Source organism: Thiobacillus thiophilus, from assembly GCF_055378705.1.
In genome coordinates this window covers 2,511,813-2,530,297 of the sequence record NZ_AP042404.1, presented here as the reverse complement: position 1 = coordinate 2,530,297, position 18,485 = coordinate 2,511,813, and the positions used below count along the sequence as shown (strand labels likewise).

Genomic DNA, 18,485 nt, shown 5'->3' with positions numbered 1-18,485 from the left:
GAAGGACTCAGGCTGGGCTTCGCACCTCACCCCTTACCCCTCACGCCTCACCCGTTTCAGCCGCCGCCGACAGCGACGACGATTTCCAGGCGGTCGCCGCTGACCAGCGAGGTGCTGGCATGCCGGCTGCGCGGGACGATCTCGCCATTTCTTTCGACAGCGATGCGTTTTCCCGTCAAGTCCTGCGACTCGATCAGTTGACTCAGGGTAAGCGGCGCAGGAAAACTGCGGGTTTCGCCATTGATGACCAGTTCAATCACTTCTTTTCTATCCGTGGGACATGAGTTTCAGTATCATGCCGAATTCTACCGCGCGGGCGTCGTATAGTGGCATTACCTGAGCTTCCCAAGCTCATGAGGAGGGTTCGATTCCCTTCGCCCGCTCCAAACGCTGCTTGCAGACATGTCATCTGGCCGCCAGCCTCGGTTCAATAAATTGTTCTCCATGGCCGTTATTGCAATCAGGCCATGAATATCCAATCCACCCCCCTTGCTCCTGCCGCGCTGTTACGCGAAGTCGATGTGCGCATGACGCAGGCGCTGGATAATTTTTTTCAGCGCAGCCATGCTCCGCTTCAGGACACCCTTTTACGCGCCATTTCGGCACAGATGGCGCCTACAGCCATCGCAACCGGGCAGACTTGCCTGGACTGGCTCAATACCCGTCCGGATGCTTTATCCACTGCATTTGCCGATCAGTTCCGCCGTCATCTCGCCCGGCCCGAAACGTTTACCCAGCGCCATGACAGCCGTCCAGCCGAACTGCAACTGCTGGACGACGACGCGCTCAAGCGGCAGCTGGCGGAAGAAAAAGCCGCCGCCCAACTGATTGAGGTCCTGCGTGCGGACATGTTGCTGCTGTTCGGCCGATTGCGGGCGGTGCGGCGAATTGCACTGGAAGATCAGGATCACGTCGATGCCTATGGTCCGCTGCCGATCATTCGCGCCCTGTCGCGCGCACTCGATACGCTGGACATCGAGTCACAGTGCGGCACCCTTCTGCTCCAGTGTGCCGCCGCCCCCCTGCTCGACACGCTCAAACATACCTACACCGCGCTCAATCAATTTCTGTACGCACAGAACACCCCTGAACTCCCCGTCGCGCATGCGGTTCCTCCGCCGCGACGAACGCAAGCCGGCGCCGGGCAGGCCATCCTGGCGCATATCCAGTCTGTGGCCGCGCATGCGGGCGAAACCGGCCCGGCAGACGGGTTCCCGCCCATGCCGCGCCGCCTGATCGACAGCCTGGCAGGCTGGCAAACCCGTCCGCCTGGCGCGCCGGCTGCCGCCACGCGCATTCTGCAGCCGGTGCAGCAGGATGCGCGCCGCGTCGGTACGGGCGCACTGGATCTCGCGGTGCTGGAAGCCGTGACCGGGCTGTTCGAGTGCATCCTCGACGATCCGGCCATGTCGCCGCGTTACAAGGCCGCGATCGCTCAACTGCAAATCCCGACCTTGCGGGTCGCCCTCGTCGCACCCGATTTTTTCAGCGACGACCAGCATCCGGCACGCCAGTTGATCGATCTGGCGGGGCTGTTCTCGCGCCGCTTCCCAGAGTACGCCCCCTCGCACGTTCCTGCGCTTGAACAAATCGAGACCCACTGCGCCGCCATCCTCGACGATCCCGGACATCCAGCCGGCGCCTTTACGCAGGCGCACAACAGCCTGGCCGCCTGGCTGGCCGACAAGAATGCGCACGCGAAAGCCAGGCTTGCTGCCGAAGTGGCGCATCTGGAGCAAATCGAACGCCGGGAACTGGGCACTCTGTTGGCCCTGGAGAACCTGCACGACCTGACCGAACGCTACCCCGCGCCGGAATCGGTGTTGCGGCGACTGGAAGCGGCCTGGGTGCCGCACATGGCCTCGCTGTATGTGGCCGAATCCGGCGAGGGGCCAGACTGGCGCGCAGCCTGCCACACCCTGCTACAGCTTTTTCTCAGCCTACAGGCGCCGCAAAGTGACGCCACGCGCGAGGCCCGGCTACAGTCGATTCCATCCATCAACACCGCGCTACGGGGCGGGCTGCTGGCACAAGGGGCCGAGCCCGGGCAGTTGAAAGATTTTTTCAGCGCCATCACCGCCACCCAGGAATGCTGGATTCGCCCCGCCCTGGGTCAACGCGAAGCGGTGCTCAGCACGTTTACACCCCGGCGCGTCTCGCAGCAGCAAATCGAATCGCTTGCCCGCCAGTTTGCGGATACGCCGGCCGATGATCCCGTCCTGCAACGGACGCAGCAATTACGCGAAGGCGACTGGGTGGATTTCGAGCCGCCTTGCGAAGGTCTGGCGGCGGCGCGCGTGGCCTGGGTCGGCGTGCATGGCCATCTGCTTTTCTGCAGCGGCGAAGGCGAGCAACGATTTTCGCTCGACCACACGCGGCTCGCGACTGAGATCCGTGCTGGCCGCGCATCCATTCCGGAGCAGTCACTCACCGGCAAAGCCATGCTGTGCCTCAAGAAAACCTTGTCGACCAGTCCCGGCTGATATTTTCAATCCACACCCTAAAGTTTCCCGCGTCCCTGCCGATAGATTAATTGTGCGGTTGTGTGTCGATTTTCAGGCACGATCGCCGACCACCGAACAGGGCAAACCCGCCGCGAGACGGGGACGCAAAGTTACCGGTCTCAGTTCCCGCTGCAGGCGGCCGAGATAGCGGAGCCGCCGGCAGCATTCCTGTCACGCGCACGCCACCCCGTTCCCAGGTCAGCCAACCGCCGATACCGCGAGGTGACCCCATGGAGCGCGAGATGCCAGAAAACTCAGTCGTAGTTAACCTCAGTCAGTTCGAGCGTACTCGCCGCACACAGGTCTCCGCCGAGACCCTGTCCGCTCTGTACGGCTGCCGCGACTTGCTGATCGAAGGCGCGACCCGTGTGCTGACCCGGCAGTCCGAGGCGATGGAAAACACCCTGCTGGCGATGGCCGACCGCTCGCCGCTGCTGGATACGCGCAATTCGTATTACAACGCCCAGGGCATCCTCAACACGCGGACCAATGAATTGCTGAGTGCCTGCAAAGATGCTTACTGCCAGACTTTCAACGATTTTGCCCATAACCGCGAAAAATCCGCCGGCGCCGAACTGCTCGAGCTGTCCCTGGTGGACGACCAGGATTACGAAATCACGCTGGCGGTCGACAAGGCCACCTCGCGACTGCGCTACAACTGCGCCGAAGAGCTGGTCGCCCTGGATGCCCGCATCGCCCATCTGTTGGGCCGCTCGGACCTGTCCGAAAACGACAGTCCGCTCGGCCCACGCGCGCTGTGCGAAGCGCTGCTGGACGGCATCACCCGCATGCAGCTTGAACAAAACATACAAATCGTGCTGTTGAACCAATTCGATCTGGTGCTGACCACCGAACTCGCGAACATCTACCAGTCCATCAACCATTACCTGATCGACCGCGGCATCCTGCCCGACATCAAGGTCGGCGCGAAAAGCCGGGCGCACGGCGCAGCCCAAAACAGCCCCGCTGCAACTGGCCCCGCTCCGGCCATGCAGGGGCAGGCGGGCGGCGACATGTTCAGGCTGTTCGAACAACTGGCGCAAGGCAGCAGCAGCGCAGCAGGGGGGGAAGCGGGCGGCGCGGCAGCAAGTCTGGCCGGATTCAGCCTGCTCGACTCGCTCGGGCAACTGCAATCCGGCGCCATGATGCTACCCGGTAGCGGCCACCTCAAGCTGCCCCTGCTGGAAACCGCCACCATCCAGAACGTGCTGCGCAACTTGCAACAAAGCCCGGTAATGCAGGCAGCAAGCCCACTCGATGCGGTGCTGGTCGATGCCGTGGCAATGCTGTTCGACGTGGTGTTCGATGACGCAGCCATCCCGGATCATCTCAAGGCGCAAATCGCGCGCCTGCAGATTCCTGTGCTGAAGGCGGCGATGCTGGACCGCAATTTCTTCTCGCAATCGAAACATCCGGTTCGCCGCATGCTGGATGCGATCGCCACGCTGGCTGTCCACCTGCCCGACAACGAGGCAGGCAATGCGCGGCTGGAAGCCATTTCGCAAGTGGTCAGCCGGGTGCTCGAATGTTTCGAACAGGATATCGGCGTATTCGATTCCGCCGCCGCGGAACTGGAGGCCATGGGCAACCTGCTGGAAAACACGCTGGAAGAAATCGTCGACGCCGGCCTGCAGCAGGATATTGCCCAGATCAAGCAGTCCGAGCGCACAGAGTTCGCGCCGGTAATCGTGCACGATTTCATCAACCGTGCGCTCAATGACCAGCCGGTGGTGGACGCCTTGCGTGAATTTTTGCGGCGCGACTGGGCTCAGTTGCTGACCCTCGATTACATCAACGAAGGCGAGCAGGGCGCACATTTCAACAGCCACGTCGAAACCATGCGCGAACTGGTATGGAGCGTGCAACCCAAGGCTGACATGGACGCGCGGCTGATGCTGGTGCGCATACTGCCCGGATTGCTGAAACGGCTGCGCGAGGGCGTGGCAGAAATCGATCTGCCGCAAAAGCTCAACGACCGTTTCTTTGCCACCCTGGTCATTCTGCACGCCAACGCGGTGCGCCCCAACGCCCAACCGGTGCCGCTGCCAGACATCACGCCCGAAGAAATCGAGGAACTGGCGCCCGTCCCTGCTGCTGCCGAGTCCGCCTCGACAGAACCCGCAGCCGAGGCGGAAGATGAATTCACCCTGCGCACCCGCACCCTGAACAAGGGCGACTGGGTGGAATTCCACTACGACGACGGCACCTTCCGCTGGGCACGGCTGGGCTGGGCCAGCAGTATCAAGAACACCTATCTGTTCTCGGACCAGGACGGCATGAACAGCTTCTCCATCAGTCAGAACCGCCTGGCCGACAAGCTGCGCCGCGGCGAAGCGGTGCTGGTCGAGCGCAAGTCCATCACCGAGTCGGCATTCGGCAAGCTGATGAAACTGTTCCGCCAGAAACTCAGCCACGCCTGAGCGTGCAGCCGTTGCCGATGCATCGGCCTTAGAGCCACCCTCTTCGCGGGGACAACCACAGCCTGACCCTTGCGGGTGCTTTCAGCACTCCCATTGATTCACCCATCCGCCCCAGCTACCCTGCCGGGGTGAAATCCTTTTCCTCTCGCATCATCCGCTGGCAACAGCAGCACGGCCGCCATGCCCTGCCCTGGCAGAGCATGGCTGCTGGCGCTTCAGCGCCTCCAGAACCGCGACCCATCCCTTGTGGGCAGGTTGTCCGCAACCCTTACCGCATCTGGCTGTCGGAAGTCATGCTGCAGCAGACCCAGGTCGCCACGGTCATCCCCTACTTCGAGCGCTTTGTCGCGCGCTTCCCCGATCTGCCCGCCCTCGCCGCTGCGCATGAGGATGAGGTGCTTGCGCTGTGGAGCGGGCTCGGCTACTACAGCCGCGCGCGCAACCTGCATGCCGCTGCACGCGCCATCGTTGCAGATCATGGCGGAAAATTTCCGGAAGGCATTGACGCCATCGCGCAGCTGCCCGGCGTTGGGCGCTCCACAGCCGCCGCCATTGCAGCGCTGGCATTCGGCCAGCGCTGCGCCATCCTCGATGGCAACGTCAAACGTGTGCTGGCGCGCCACAATGGAATTGTCGGCTGGCCCGGCGACAGAAACGTTGAAACGGCGCTGTGGCAGCTGGCCGAATCGTATCTTCCGCGCGATGCCATCGAGGCCTACACCCAGGGCATGATGGACCTCGGCGCGCTCGTCTGCACGCGCAGCCGACCCGCCTGCCCGGCGTGCCCGGTCAATACCGATTGCGTTGCATTCACACAGCATCGGATCGCCGAATTGCCCACCCCACGCCCCCGAAGAAACCTCCCCGAAAGACAGGTGCTGATGCTGCTGCTGCTTGACCGGGACGAACTGATGCTGGAAAAACGCCCGACGCGCGGCGTGTGGGGTGGCTTGTGGAGCCTGCCCGAGCTCGTCCCGTGCGCCGATGCCGCCGCCCACTGCAATGACCACTTCGGTTTCACCACGCTCGCGCAGCAGGCACTGCCACGATTCAGCCACAGCTTCACCCACTTCAAACTACATATCCAGCCCGTCCAGATGCAGCTTGCACCGCGTCAGTCCACGCGGCCCGGCCAGATCTGGCTGTCCCCGGCCGACGCACTCGATGCTGCGCTGCCCGCGCCAGTACGCAGGCTGGTCGCCCAGCTCGAACTCACCTGAGCACAGGGGCGGCAGCACATGTCTGACTGACTTTGGATGGAGTGCTATATATATTTCATGAACCCGCCTGTCGCAGGAGTTGCCATGAATACGTCCCCCACCATGCCCGGCCCCGCCATCTTTGACCCCGACGGTTTCCTGCTCGACCCGGCCATGTGGAGCGAGAGCCTGGCCGACCGCATTGCCCGGAACGACGGCTTGGGCGAACTCAGTGAATTGCAGATCGGCCTGTTGCTCACTCTGCGGCGCGAATACGCCAAGCACGACAGCGTGACCGCGCTAAGCCACGTGTGTCACCTCATCGGGCAGAGCGCCGATTGCATGCAGCACCTGTTCCCCAGCCCGCGCGAGGCGTGGCGGATCGCCGGGCTGCCCAATCCCGGCGAGGAAGCCAAGTCCTACATGTGAACCTTCCGGCAATGCAACGACGAGACTGATCGGTGCGCCTCGAGTTCAGCGCCGGCAGGCAATCATCGAAATTCGCAGGCCCGGCACTGCCGGCGAGGAGCGCCAGCGGCAGCGCGAAAAACCTCCCCTTTCCGTCGCATGTTTTACCTCCGTGTGGGCGCACCGTGCCGCAATGCAGCCGCCTCGCCGCGCCCGGATTCCGGTAAAATCGGCGTTTTCCATTTCGTTAAGAGATTTTTCACCATGTCCATGGCCGACCGCGATGGCGTCATCTGGTACGACGGCAAACTCGTTCCCTGGCGCGACGCCACCACCCACGTCCTCACCCACACCCTGCATTACGGCATGGGCGTCTTCGAGGGCGTACGCGCGTACAAGGCCGAACAGGGAACGGCGATTTTCCGCCTGCAGGAACACACTGACCGGCTGTTCCGCTCCGCCCATATCCTCGGCATGAAACTGCCTTTCGACAAGGACACGATCTTCGAAGCGCAACGCACCGTGGTGCGCGAGAACGGGCTTGAATCGGGCTATCTGCGTCCGATGGCATTTTTCGGTTCGGAGGCCATGGGCATCTCGGCGAAGAACCTGTCGGTACATCTCATCGTCGCCGCCTGGCCATGGGGCGCCTACCTGGGACAGGAAGCGCTGGAACGCGGCATCCGCGTAAAAACCAGCTCCTTCTCGCGCCATCACGTCAACGTCACCATGTGCAAGGCCAAGGCCAACGGCAACTACATGAATTCCATCCTGGCGCACAAGGAAGCCGAGATGGACGGCTACGACGAGGCGCTGCTGCTCGACGTCGATGGCTTCGTTGCCGAAGGCTCGGGCGAGAATATTTTCATCATCCGCAACGGCAAGCTCATTACGCCAGATTTGACCAGCGCACTGGAAGGCATCACCCGCGACACCATCATCCAGCTTGCCGCCGAAATCGGCTTGCCGCTGGTTGAAAAACGCATCACCCGCGATGAGGTCTACAGCGCCGACGAGGCATTTTTCACCGGCACCGCCGCCGAGGTCACGCCGATCCGCGAACTCGACAACCGGGCGATCGGCGAAGGCTCCCGAGGCCCCATCACCGCCAGGCTGCAGGCGATGTATTTCGACTGCGTGCACGGCCGTGCCGCGGCCCACACCGACTGGCTCACCCCGGTCAAATAAGCGAGGTCGGCATGAGCGAGCAGCAGGACAACACCCAGCGCATCATCGAAGTCGCCGAAAGCGACCTGCCCCTGCGCTGTCCGATGCCGCAGCACACCCTCTGGAATTCGCATCCGCGCGTCTACCTGCCCATCGAATCGCGCGGCGATGTGCTGTGCCCCTATTGCGGCACGCTCTATCGCTTGAAAGGCAAACCCAGCGGCAGCTATCACTAAAACAAACGCTTCTGACTGCATCCGGCAACGGAAGCCAGAACCCGCTTCAAACGCCCCGCTAGCAGCCTGTCGGACTTGGAGCCCCGCACGGCAGCAATTTCCCCGCCGGGACGGTATTTGCACAATATTTAGGCATTTTTAGTCGTTCATCGCCGCATCGGTATCAAATTTGAACGGGTTTCTGCTCTTTTCAGGCGCTTGGGACGGATTTCTGGCGCAACACGGCCATGCGTTTCAAATTCCACGCCAGACATACCAGCGTCCACTCGCCCTTCGCCTTCTCCAAACCACGCAGCAAGAACTGCCTGAACCCCATCACCGATTTGATGATGCCAAACACCGGTTCCACGCTCTGCTTCCTCAGCGCATACAGCATCCGCCCCAGTTTGGTCTTGAGTTTATGCGCCATCTTTTGCATCGGCGTGGCGTCCGCTTCCAACTGCGGCGGCTCGGTGAAACGCTCGCGCCAGCCGGGATGGTGATCTTCGCGGGCGACGGCAATGTAAGGTTCAACTCCAGCTTCTTCGCAAGCGGTGATGTTGTTCGCGCTGCAATAGCCCGTGTCAGCCAGCAGGGCATCGACTGTGCCCAGGCTGGCGGGTAGCGCACCGAGCTTGTCCAGCATCGGCTGAACCTGCTGTTTGTCGTTGCCCGCATTCGTGAGTGATGCCGCCACTACCAGCATCGTCGGCGCATCGACCGCCGCCTGAGCGTTGTAGCACTGCTCAAAGCCGCCGCCGGCAATCTTCATGATGCGGGATTCCTCGTCGGTGAGATTGATCTGGTCTTCCGGACGGGGTTCCGGCGTCGGCGGCTGGGGCGGCTTGCCGCTGGGCTTCTTGCCTGATTCCGCTGCGCGTGCGGCTCGCTGGGCGAGCTTCGTTTCATAAGCCGCTTGTTCCGCTTCGAAGCGGGCTCGGGCACGCGCTTCGATCTTGGCTTTGGCGGCGGCCATGACGGCCAGCCGGTCTTCACGGCGTTTGATTTCTGCGGGCAGATTCACGCCATCCGGGATGTCGGCCTGGTCAGCGGCTTCGGCTGTCGCCAGCAGGTCTTGTACTTCGGCCTTGAGTTGGGTTTCGAGCTTGACGATGTGGCCGTGCGAGAGCGCACTGTGGCGGGAGGCGTTGGCGTGAACCTTGGTGCCGTCGAGGCTGACTGTCCCCAGCTTCAGGAGCTTCATCTCGCTCGCCAGTTCGAGCACTTGCAGGAACACGCCGGCGAGTTCTTCAAGAAAGCGGCGGCGGAAGCTGGCGAGCGTGTCGTGATCGGGGTGGCTGCCTGCGGCGAGGTAGCGGAAGGCGACGGAATCGTAGGTGGCGCGTTCGATGCGGCGGCTGGAGAAGGTGGCGGTGGCGTAGCCGTAAACCAGCAGGCTGAGCAGGACTTCAGGGTGGTAGGCGGCGCTGCCGCGCCCGGCATAGACGCGGGTCAGTTCGGTGAGGTCGAGTTGTTCGATGGCTTCGACGATGAAACGCGCCAGGTGGTCTTGGGGAAGCCAGTCTTCGACCGAGGGCGGCAGCAGGTAGGCAGTCTTGCGGTCGATCGGGCGGAAGCGGCTCATGCGATGGAGGGGCTCGGATTCGATAGCGGGATTATCGCGGATTGGAAGACGAATTGGGGGTTCAAGTCCGACAGGCTGCTAGCCCGGCAAAAACAATTCCAGCAGATCGTTCAAAAAGCGCTGCCCCTGCAGCGTCGGCTTGAGCCGGGTTGCGTCGCGTTCCAGCAAGCCCCGGCTTCGCGCCCGTTCGAGTGCCGCAGTACAAACAATCAGCGGCAGGCCGGTGCGTTCCTCGAACAGCGCGGCAGGCACGCCTTCATTGAGCCGTAGCGCGTTCATCATGAACTCGAACGGCAGGTCGTCGCGCGTAAGCGTGCGGGCGTCGGCGATATGCGCGCCCTGCGCCACGGCATCCATGTATTGCAGCGGATGTTTGGTACGCATCTGCCGCAGGATGCGGTCATGGAAAGAAAGCTTGCCGTGCGCGCCGGCGCCGATGCCGAGATAGTCGCCGAACTGCCAGTAGTTGAGGTTGTGGCGGCTGGCGTGATTCGGCCGCGCATAGGCTGAAGTCTCGTAGTGCTGCATGCCGGTCTCGGCCAGCCGTGCTTCGATCGACTGCTGCATGTCGGCGGCGAGATCGTCGTCGGGCAAATTCGGCGGCGCGGCATGGCCGAACGGCGTATTGGGTTCGAGCGTGAGGTGGTAGGCCGACAGGTGCGGCGGCTGGAACGTCAGCGCAGTGTCGACGTCGACCATCGCTTCGGCCAGCGTCTGCCCCGGCAAGGCGAACATCAGGTCGAGATTGAAGGTGTCGAAGTGAGTGGCGGCAAGTTCGGCGGCGCGCCGCGCTTCGGTGTCGTCGTGGATGCGCCCGAGCGAGCGCAGATGCCGCGGGTTGAAACTCTGGATGCCGAGCGAGACGCGCGTCACGCCGGCTTCGCGGAAACCGGCGAACTTGCCCGCCTCTACCGTGCCGGGGTTGGCCTCGAGCGTGATTTCCGCGCCCGATAGCAACTGCGTCAGGGTGCGCACGCCGGTCAGGATGCGGTCGATCCCCTCCGCCGAAAACAGGCTGGGGGTGCCGCCGCCGAAAAACACCGCATGGATCCTGCGCCCCCAGATGTCGGGCAGCGCACGTTCCAGATCGAGCAGCAGCGCGTCGATGTAGGCGGCTTCGGGGAGGCTCTGCGCGGCATGCGAATTGAAGTCGCAATACGGGCACTTCTTCGCGCACCATGGAAGGTGGATGTAAAGCGTCAACGGCGGCGGCACTTTCAGGCCACCATTGAACAATCGAATGACAGACTCAGCCAAGCCGCTTCAGTTTGTCGGCCAGTTCGCGCAAGGCCTGGCCACGATGCGAGATGGCGTTCTTCTCGTCCTCGCCCAGCTCCGCGCCGGTCTTGCCGAATTCCGGGACAAGGAAATAGGGGTCGTAGCCGAAGCCGCCCGCACCGCGCGGCGTATCGATGATTTCGCCGTACCAGCGGCCCTCGGCGATCAGCGGCTCGGGGTCGTCGGCATAGCGCACCAGCACCATCACGCAGTAGTAGTGCGCACGGCGGTTAGGCTGCCCCGCGAGGGCGGCGATGAGCTTTTCGTTGTTGCGCGCATCGGATTTCGGCTCGCCTGCATAGCGCGCGGAATACACGCCGGGTGCGCCATTCAGCGCCTCGACGCAGATGCCGGAATCGTCGGCCAGCGCCGGCAGGCCGGTGTGGGCGCTGGCATGGCGCGCCTTGGCAAGGCAGTTTTCGACGAAGGTGACGTGCGGCTCGGGGCAGTCGGGGACACCAAAGTCGGACTGTGGCGCGGCTTTGATCCCGAGCGGTTCGAGGATGCGCGAGATTTCGCGCAGTTTGCCGGCGTTGCCGGAGGCAATGACGAGCTTGTTCATATGGGTAAACCATTCTCCACAGAGACACAGAGACACGGAGAGGACCGAATCAATAACATTGGGCGGACTTTGTCCACCTTGTTTTTCTCCGCGCCTCTGTGTCTCTGTGGTTGCATTTTTTAATTTTGCAGCGCTGCGTTCTGCGCCGCGGTGATGTCTGCGATGCCGGCGGTCGCCAGGTCGAGCAGCGCTTCGAGGGTGGCGCGGGAGAACGGTGCGCCTTCGGCGGTGCCCTGCACTTCGACGATACCGCCGCTGCCTGTCATCACCACGTTCATGTCGGTGTCGCAGCCGGAGTCTTCCACGTAGTCGAGATCGAGCACCGGCTGGCCCTGCCAGGCGCCGACCGAGACGGCGGCGATGCTGTCGACAAGCGGGGTTTCGGTGAGTTTGCCCTCGCGCAGCAAGCTGGAAATGGCGTCGGCCACTGCGACGTAGGCGCCGCAGATACTGGCGCAGCGGGTGCCGCCGTCTGCCTGCAGCACGTCGCAGTCGATGTGCAGGGTGCGTTCGCCGAGTTTTTTCAGGTCGACCACGGCGCGCAGGCTGCGTCCGATCAGGCGCTGGATTTCCTGGGTGCGCCCGGATTGCTTGCCGCGCGCGGCTTCGCGGTCGCTGCGGGTGTGGGTGGAGCGCGGCAGCATGCCGTATTCGGCCGTCAGCCAGCCCTCACCGCTGCCCTTCTTGTGCGGCGGCAGTTTGTCGAGCACGCTGGCGGTGCACAGCACGCGGGTGTCGCCCATGGTGACGAGCACCGAGCCTTCGGCATGCCGGGTGAACTTGCGGGTGAAGGTCAGCTGGCGCAGCGCATCGGGAGCGCGGCCGCTGGGACGGGCAATTGGAGCGGACATAGCAGGCGGTTCAAAACGGAAAGCGCGATTTTACCGCGTCACGCGCCCCCCACCCACAAAGCCCGCATATGGACTATTTGGCGGAAATTTTCTGGATAGCCTGCTGGATTTCGGCGATCGCACGCTCGATTTCGTCGTCCGACACTGCCTGCGTGCCGGATAGGGGGCTCATTGCGTTGATCTGGGTGGTGACGCCGCCATCCGGCAGCGCCAGGGTGGAAATCGAATCCTTGCTCGGCATCCGCGCCTCGCCCCAGGTCATGGCGATCAGACTGAGGTTGTCGCCGTGCTCGCCACCGCGGAATTCGGCGTGATCCATCAGGTGGCGCACCGCGTCTTCCAGCGTGTAGGCATACAGCAGGGCCGACACTTCCGGGATGCTGACCATGCCCCAGATGCCGTCGGTGCACAGCAGCATGGTGTCGGCGTCGTGCAGCGGAATCGGCGCGTTGCATTCCACCTGCGGCGGGACGTAGCCCCCCAGGCAGTTGGAGACCTTGTTGCGCTCCGGATGGGTGCCCGCCTCTTCTTCGCTGATGATGCCGTTGCGCACCAGTTCGGCCACCGCGGTGTGGTCCTCCGTGCGCGCGAGCAAGCTGCCGTCGCTGAACAGATACAGCCGCGAATCGCCCACATGCGACCAGTAGGCCGTGTTGTCCTGGATGACTGCGGCAACGCTGGTAGTGTGGGGGATTTCCAGCAGATCCTGCTCGACCGCGTAATCGTTGATCGCATAGTGTGCGCGCGTAGTCGCGTCGGCCAGAAAGGCCATGGGGTCGTCCAGACGCGGCTTGGCCATTTTCTGGAACTGGTCGGTCAGTGTCTGCACCGCAATCTGCGCGGCAATTTCGCCGTACATGTGGCCGCCCATGCCGTCCGCCACCACCATCAGCAGCGCTTCGCGACTGTAGGAATAGGCCACCCGGTCCTGATTGTTTTTACGCCCGCCCTGACGCGATGCCTGGTAGATGGTGAATTTCATTGGAGCCTGGAACCTTCAGTTGGGCACGTCCGGGCGGATGTCTGCCGCGAAGCGAGGAGGCGGCAGGCCGGGGCCTGCAACGACGAGCGACAAAGACAGGCGGGCGACAGGGCGTGCCAGCGGGTGTTGTGTAGCGGTCTTCCCCGGCCGGCAAGCGTGACCGAAGGTGGAAAAGCAAGAATCAATGCGGCTCTCATGACGTTTCAAGCGGTCAACTGAGGGTTTCGGGTTCGTCACTTTAAAACAATTCGCGGTTCAGCGAGCGTTTTATGCTGCCCAGCAACGAGAGACGCGGCGACGTCATCGCGCTACGGTCCATCAGCACCTTCTGCAGGCTGAACACGCTTTGCGGGCGTTCCATATAGTTGAGATTGAGGCACTGGTCGATGGTTTCCAGCAGTTGGTCGGAATAGGCGCCGCGCCAGTTCACCGATGCCGGCGCCAGCTTGTCGTTGAGCAGGCGCGCATCGGCCGCCTGCGGCGGGTAGCCCGCCAGGCTGGCATAGAGGCTGGCACCGACGCTATAGATATCGGTCCACGGGCCCAGCCGTTCGCGGTTGTGATACTGCTCGGGCGCGGCAAAACCCGGGGTGTACATGGGCTGCAGCTTGGTTTCCTCCTGGCTGAGCGTCTGTCGCGCTGCACCGAAGTCGATCAGGACGGGCGAGCCATCCAGGCGAATGTATAAATTCGACGGCTTGATATCCAGATGCAGCAGTTTGTGCGTATGCACTTCGCGCAAACCATTCAGCAGTTGCACAAACACCCGCCGGATGAAGCCCTCGCGGATGGTGCCGCGATTGGCCTGGATATGCTGTTGCAGCGTTTTACCGCGCTCGAAGCGCATCACCATATAGACGGTGTCATTGGCGCGAAAGAAGTTGGTCACGCGAATGACGTTGGGATGGTCGATGCACGCCAGCGCCCGCCCCTCCTCGAAAAAGCACTTCATGCCGTGACGGAAGATGTTGTTGTTTTCGGTCGAACTGGCCTGCACGATGACCGAGCCTTCGGTGCGCAGAACCAGCGCGCCCGGCAGGTATTCCTTGATCGCCACCGACTGGCTATTGTCGTCGCGCGCCAGATACACCATGCTGAAGCCGCCGCCGCCAATCTTGCGCACAATGGTGTATTCGTTCAGCCGATAACCGTTGGGCAGCGCCTGGTTAGGTTGAGTCGCCATAGTCGAACGTCTATTATCTTTGTCTGTTAATCGGCCATGCTGAAAAATCCCCGGCTCCACGCCGGCAATCATTTCCATAATCCATATTTCAAATACCCATGACAGCCAGTATGACCGGGTTCGCCGCCCACAGCCTCAACCTCGACCATGCCGGCGTCAACATCGACCTGCGCAGCGTCAATCAGCGCTTCCTGGAACTGCATTTCCGCCTGGGCGACGAATTCCGGGCCCTCGAGCCGCAGCTGCGCGAGTTGATCAATCAGCGCCTCGTGCGCGGCAAGGTGGAGTGCCGAATCAGCCTGAACGTGCTGCCCGTCGCCTCACTTGATAACGGCTTGAACCCGGCCATTCTTGAGCGTCTGGCGCAATGGCAGGGCGATGTGCGGCAGCGCCTGCCCGACAGCATGCCGTTGAGCGTCAACGAGATTCTGCGCTGGCCCGGTGCGATGCAGGGCGCCACCCTGTCGCAGGATGCGCTGAACGAGGCGGCACTGGCGGGCGTGCGCGCCACGCTGGATGAACTGGTGGAAAGCCGCCAGCGCGAGGGCGCCAAGCTGAAACAGCACATCCTCGACCGGCTCGCCGCGGCCGAAGCGCAGGTGGCCAGCCTGGAACCGCTGCTGCCAGCGCTGGCTGCCGCCCAGCGCGAAAAACTGACGCAGCGACTGCACGACGCACTGGGCGAGGCGGGACACGAACGGCTGGCACAGGAAATCGTGCTCGCAGCGCAGAAATCCGATATCGACGAAGAACTCTCCCGCCTTGCCACCCACTTTGCCGAGGTGCGCCGCGTGCTGAATCAACCCGGCGCGGTCGGCAAGCGGCTCGATTTCCTGATGCAGGAACTGCATCGCGAGGCTAACACCCTGGGCTCGAAGTCGGTTGCAGCGGAAACCTCGCGTGTCTCGCTCGAACTCAAGGTACTGATCGAGCAGATGCGCGAACAGGTGCAGAATATCGAATGATTTTTTATCCGCGAAGGGCGCGAAGAAACGCGAAGAAAGTCATCATCAAGGGTTTTTCTTCGCGTTTCTTCGCGCCCTTCGCGGACAGGCTTTTGAAATAACAGGACATCCGGAACGATCATGACCCCAAATCCCAGCCAAGGCGTGCTTTACATCGTCAGTGCCCCTTCCGGCGCCGGCAAGACCAGCCTGGTCAAGGCGCTATTGAAGGCCGACCCGGCGATTCGCCTGTCGGTCTCCTACACCACGCGCGCGCCCCGCCCCGGCGAAACCGACGGCCGCGACTACCGCTTCGTCAGCCGCGAACGTTTCGAAATCCTGCTGGCCGGGGGCGAGTTTCTCGAACACGCCGAGGTGTATGGCAATTCTTACGGCACCTCGAAAGGCAGCATTGCACGCGACCTCAATGCCGGCCGCGACATCCTGCTGGAGATCGACTGGCAGGGCGCGGCGCAAGTGAAGCAGCATTTTCCGCAATCCGCATCGATATTCATTCTGCCGCCGTCATTCAATGCGCTGCGCACCCGCCTGGCCGGGCGCGGACAGGACAGCAACGAGGTGATCGAGCGCCGGCTGGCCGCTGCCGCCCACGACGTCGCTCACGCCGATGCATTCGACTATATAATCGTCAATGACGACTTCGACCATGCCCTGCTGGACCTGGTCGCCATTACCCGTAGCATCCGCCTCGAAGCGGCACGCCAACTGGAGAGGCACGCCGCGCTGTTCGAGGAATTCCGACGCATCGCCTGAAGCAGGAGTCCGTATGGCCCGCATTACCGTTGATGAATGTATTGAAGTGTTTCCCAACCGCTTCGAACTGACCCTTGCCGTGGCCTACCGCGCGCGCCAGCTGGCACAGGGCTCGCAGCCCATGGTCGAGTCCAGGGACAAGCCCATCGTTACCGCGCTGCGGGAAATCGCCGCAGGCAAGGTCGGGCGTGAAATCCTCAACCGGGGCCGCGCCTGAGCGGCCATCCGCACGTCGACCGGCGCACACCCACCGCGCGCCGGCGATGACGCACGAATTCGAATCGCTGCGTCCGGCTCTGGCCTATTTTTCGTCTGACGAAATAGGCCAGATCGAGCAGGCCTACGAATACAGCCGCAGTGCCCACGAAGGGCAGTTCCGCAAGAGCGGCGAACCCTATATCTCCCACCCGCTTGCCGTTGCCGGCATTCTCGCCGGTTGGCATCTTGATACACAGACCCTATGCGCGGCGCTGCTGCACGATGTGGTGGAAGACACCCCGGCCACGGTGAGCGAAATCGAGGCGCACTATGGCAAGCCGGTCGCGCTGCTGGTCGAGGGCGTATCCAAGCTCGACAAGCTGACGTTTGAATCCGAGCAGCACGCGCAGGCGGAGAATTTCCGCAAGATGCTGCTGGCGATGGCGCAGGACGTGCGGGTCATCCTGATCAAGCTGGCCGACCGCCTGCACAACATGCACACCATGGGCTCGATGCCCGCCGAAAAGCGCAAACGGATCGCCAAGGAAACCCTGGAAATATATGCCCCCATCGCCAACCGGCTGGGGCTGCATTCGGTCTACCAGGAACTGGAAGACCTCGGCTTCCGCTACAGCCACCCCAACCGCTATCAGGTGCTGGCCAAGGCGGTAAAAGCGGCGCGCGGCAACCGTCGCGAGCTGGTCGACAAGATCAAGATCGCGCTGCAGGAAAAACTCGATCACTGCAAGATCGAGGCCGCCATCACCGGACGTGAAAAACACCTCTACAGCATCTACCGCAAGATGCAGGAAAAGAACCTGGCGTTCTCCGAGGTATTCGACATCTACGGCTTTCGCGTGGTGGTGCGCGACCAGCCCAGCTGCTACCTGGCGCTGGGCGCGCTGCATTCGCTGTACAAGCCGATCCCCGGCAAGTTCAAGGACTACATCGCGATTCCGAAGGCCAACGGCTACCAGTCGCTGCATTCGATCCTGTTCGGCCCCAACGGTACCCCGATCGAGGTGCAGATCCGCACCGCCGACATGAACCACCTGGCGGAATCGGGCGTAGCTTCGCACTGGATGTACAAGTCGGCTGACGCCGCGCTCAACGATGTGCAGACGCGCACCCATCGCTGGCTGCAGTCGCTGCTCGACATCCACGCCGACCACGGCGATTCGCCTGAATTCCTCGAACACATCAAGATCGACCTGTTTCCCGACGAGGTCTATGTCTTCACCCCCAAGGGCAAGATCATGGCGCTGCCGCGCGGCGCCACGGCGGTGGATTTTGCATTCGCGGTGCACACCGACGTCGGCTTTCACTGCATCGTGGTGAAAATCAATTATGAGTTGATGCCGTTGCGCACCCAACTTCGAAACGGCGACCACGTCGAGATCCTCACCTCTGCCAATGCCAGCCCCAACGCCGCCTGGCTGAATTTCGTCGTCACCGGCAAGGCGCGCTCGCATATTCGTAATTACCTGCGCAACACGCGGGTGGAAGAAGCGGCGGCGCTGGGCGAGCGCCTGCTCACCAACGCTATCGCCGCGCTTCATCCCGATGGGATCGAGCCTGACCAGGCAGTATGGGACCGCGTGGTCAAGGACTACGGCCTGCAGACGCGGGAGGAACTGTTCGCCGGCATCGGACTGGGACGCAAGCTGCCGCTGGTGGTGGCGCACCAGCTGCTGCATGTGCAGGGCGAAAAAACCGGGGCTCCGGCCCATCCCCATGCCATCAGCATCCGCGGCACCGAAGGCATCGCGGTCGAGCTGGCGCAGTGCTGCCACCCGATTCCCGGCGACCCGATTCTCGGCTTCATCCACAAGGATCGCGGACTCATCATCCACACCCACGACTGCACCTCGATCCGCGCCTTCCGCACCGACCCCGACAAATGGCTGGACGTCGAATGGGAAGCCGAGCCCGGCCACATGTTCGATGTCTCGATCAAGGTCATCGTCGGCAACCAGCGCGGCGTGCTGGCCAAGGTCGCATCCGCGATCGCCGAACACGGCTCCAATATCGGCAACATCGCGATGGAAGAAGAGGACGGCAGCCCCTATACCGTACTGTTCTTTACCGTGCAGGTGGAAAACCGCATGCACCTCGCCCGCGTGATGCGCGGCCTGCGCGTACTGCCCGACGTGGTGCGGATTTTCCGCATCAAAGGCAGGAAGGACGGCCGCGCCACGCAATCCCAATAATTCAA

Annotated in this window: 17 protein-coding genes, 1 tRNA gene and 1 riboswitch; of the genes, 11 read left to right on the top strand and 7 right to left on the bottom strand. The window is 62.6% G+C overall.

Translation table 11 applies throughout. From position 1 onward, the window contains the following. Positions 1-56 precede the first annotated feature (56 nt). Positions 57-260 carry a sulfur carrier protein ThiS gene (gene thiS / locus ACZ41T_RS12565; protein WP_464921723.1) on the bottom strand — a complete coding sequence of 68 codons (204 nt, stop codon included), beginning with the start codon at positions 258-260 and terminating at the stop codon, positions 57-59. Between the two features lie 52 nt (positions 261-312). On the opposite strand from thiS, the gene ACZ41T_RS12560 reads away from it, so the two are divergent. The 7 genes from ACZ41T_RS12560 (at position 313) to ACZ41T_RS12530 (ending at position 7,934) form a co-directional block, all read left to right on the top strand. Further along, positions 313-386, top strand: a tRNA-Gly gene (locus ACZ41T_RS12560). 81 nt (positions 387-467) lie between these two features. Continuing rightward, on the top strand, positions 468-2,483 hold the full coding sequence (locus tag ACZ41T_RS12555; protein WP_464921722.1) for a DUF1631 family protein: 2,016 nt from the start codon (positions 468-470) through the stop codon (positions 2,481-2,483). Between the two features lie 90 nt (positions 2,484-2,573). Then, a riboswitch (cyclic di-GMP riboswitch) is annotated at positions 2,574-2,665 on the top strand. An 81-nt stretch (positions 2,666-2,746) separates the two neighbouring features. Continuing rightward, the gene (locus ACZ41T_RS12550; RefSeq protein ID WP_464921721.1) at positions 2,747-4,924 is read left to right on the top strand and encodes a DUF1631 domain-containing protein; all 2,178 of its coding nucleotides are present in this window, start codon (positions 2,747-2,749) and stop codon (positions 4,922-4,924) included. A 128-nt stretch (positions 4,925-5,052) separates the two neighbouring features. Next, positions 5,053-6,144 carry an A/G-specific adenine glycosylase gene (gene mutY / locus ACZ41T_RS12545; RefSeq protein WP_464921720.1) on the top strand — a complete coding sequence of 364 codons (1,092 nt, stop codon included), beginning with the start codon at positions 5,053-5,055 and terminating at the stop codon, positions 6,142-6,144. Positions 6,145-6,228: 84 nt separating this feature from the next. Next, entirely contained in the window at positions 6,229-6,552 is a 324-nt protein-coding gene (locus ACZ41T_RS12540; protein ID WP_464921719.1) for a TusE/DsrC/DsvC family sulfur relay protein, read from the top strand. Positions 6,553-6,795: 243 nt separating this feature from the next. Next, entirely contained in the window at positions 6,796-7,719 is a 924-nt protein-coding gene (locus ACZ41T_RS12535; protein ID WP_464923970.1) for a branched-chain amino acid transaminase, read from the top strand. Positions 7,720-7,730: 11 nt separating this feature from the next. Then, positions 7,731-7,934, top strand: coding sequence for a zinc-finger domain-containing protein (locus ACZ41T_RS12530; RefSeq protein WP_464921718.1), 204 nt, complete (start codon positions 7,731-7,733; stop codon positions 7,932-7,934). A 190-nt stretch (positions 7,935-8,124) separates the two neighbouring features. Here the strand turns inward: ACZ41T_RS12530 and ACZ41T_RS12525 are convergent, their stop codons facing one another. From ACZ41T_RS12525 to ACZ41T_RS12500, 6 genes are all read right to left on the bottom strand, one after another. Beyond that, a complete protein-coding gene (locus ACZ41T_RS12525) occupies positions 8,125-9,498 on the bottom strand; it encodes an IS1182 family transposase (protein ID WP_464921300.1) in 1,374 nt (457 codons plus the stop codon). Between the two features lie 78 nt (positions 9,499-9,576). Continuing rightward, positions 9,577-10,755 carry a radical SAM family heme chaperone HemW gene (gene hemW, locus ACZ41T_RS12520; RefSeq protein WP_464921717.1) on the bottom strand — a complete coding sequence of 393 codons (1,179 nt, stop codon included), beginning with the start codon at positions 10,753-10,755 and terminating at the stop codon, positions 9,577-9,579. After that, positions 10,748-11,338, bottom strand: a complete 591-nt coding sequence (rdgB, locus tag ACZ41T_RS12515; RefSeq protein ID WP_464921716.1) for an RdgB/HAM1 family non-canonical purine NTP pyrophosphatase — start codon at positions 11,336-11,338, stop codon at positions 10,748-10,750. The genes hemW and rdgB overlap by 8 nt, the downstream gene beginning before the upstream one ends. Positions 11,339-11,457: 119 nt before the next feature. Then, complete coding sequence (gene rph / locus ACZ41T_RS12510; RefSeq protein WP_464921715.1) at positions 11,458-12,189, bottom strand: ribonuclease PH; 732 nt, start codon at positions 12,187-12,189, stop codon at positions 11,458-11,460. Positions 12,190-12,262: 73 nt separating this feature from the next. Then, positions 12,263-13,171, bottom strand: a complete 909-nt coding sequence (locus tag ACZ41T_RS12505; RefSeq protein WP_464921714.1) for a PP2C family protein-serine/threonine phosphatase — start codon at positions 13,169-13,171, stop codon at positions 12,263-12,265. A gap of 238 nt (positions 13,172-13,409) precedes the next feature. Further along, positions 13,410-14,354 (bottom strand): serine/threonine protein kinase, encoded by a 945-nt coding sequence (locus ACZ41T_RS12500; RefSeq protein ID WP_464921713.1) that lies wholly within the window; start codon positions 14,352-14,354, stop codon positions 13,410-13,412. Between the two features lie 98 nt (positions 14,355-14,452). Here ACZ41T_RS12500 and ACZ41T_RS12495 point away from each other — a divergent pair, with 98 nt between their 5' ends. The 4 genes from ACZ41T_RS12495 to ACZ41T_RS12480 all read left to right on the top strand — a co-directional run bounded on the left by ACZ41T_RS12495 (position 14,453) and on the right by ACZ41T_RS12480 (position 18,480). Next, complete coding sequence (locus ACZ41T_RS12495; RefSeq protein ID WP_464921712.1) at positions 14,453-15,319, top strand: YicC/YloC family endoribonuclease; 867 nt, start codon at positions 14,453-14,455, stop codon at positions 15,317-15,319. Between the two features lie 120 nt (positions 15,320-15,439). Next, positions 15,440-16,072 carry a guanylate kinase gene (gene gmk, locus ACZ41T_RS12490; RefSeq protein ID WP_464921711.1) on the top strand — a complete coding sequence of 211 codons (633 nt, stop codon included), beginning with the start codon at positions 15,440-15,442 and terminating at the stop codon, positions 16,070-16,072. A 13-nt stretch (positions 16,073-16,085) separates the two neighbouring features. Further along, positions 16,086-16,289: a DNA-directed RNA polymerase subunit omega gene (gene rpoZ / locus ACZ41T_RS12485; protein ID WP_464921710.1), complete on the top strand. Its 204-nt coding sequence runs from the start codon at positions 16,086-16,088 to the stop codon at positions 16,287-16,289. A 46-nt stretch (positions 16,290-16,335) separates the two neighbouring features. Further along, positions 16,336-18,480 (top strand): RelA/SpoT family protein, encoded by a 2,145-nt coding sequence (locus tag ACZ41T_RS12480; RefSeq protein WP_464923969.1) that lies wholly within the window; start codon positions 16,336-16,338, stop codon positions 18,478-18,480. The last annotated feature ends 5 nt before the right edge of the window (positions 18,481-18,485 follow it).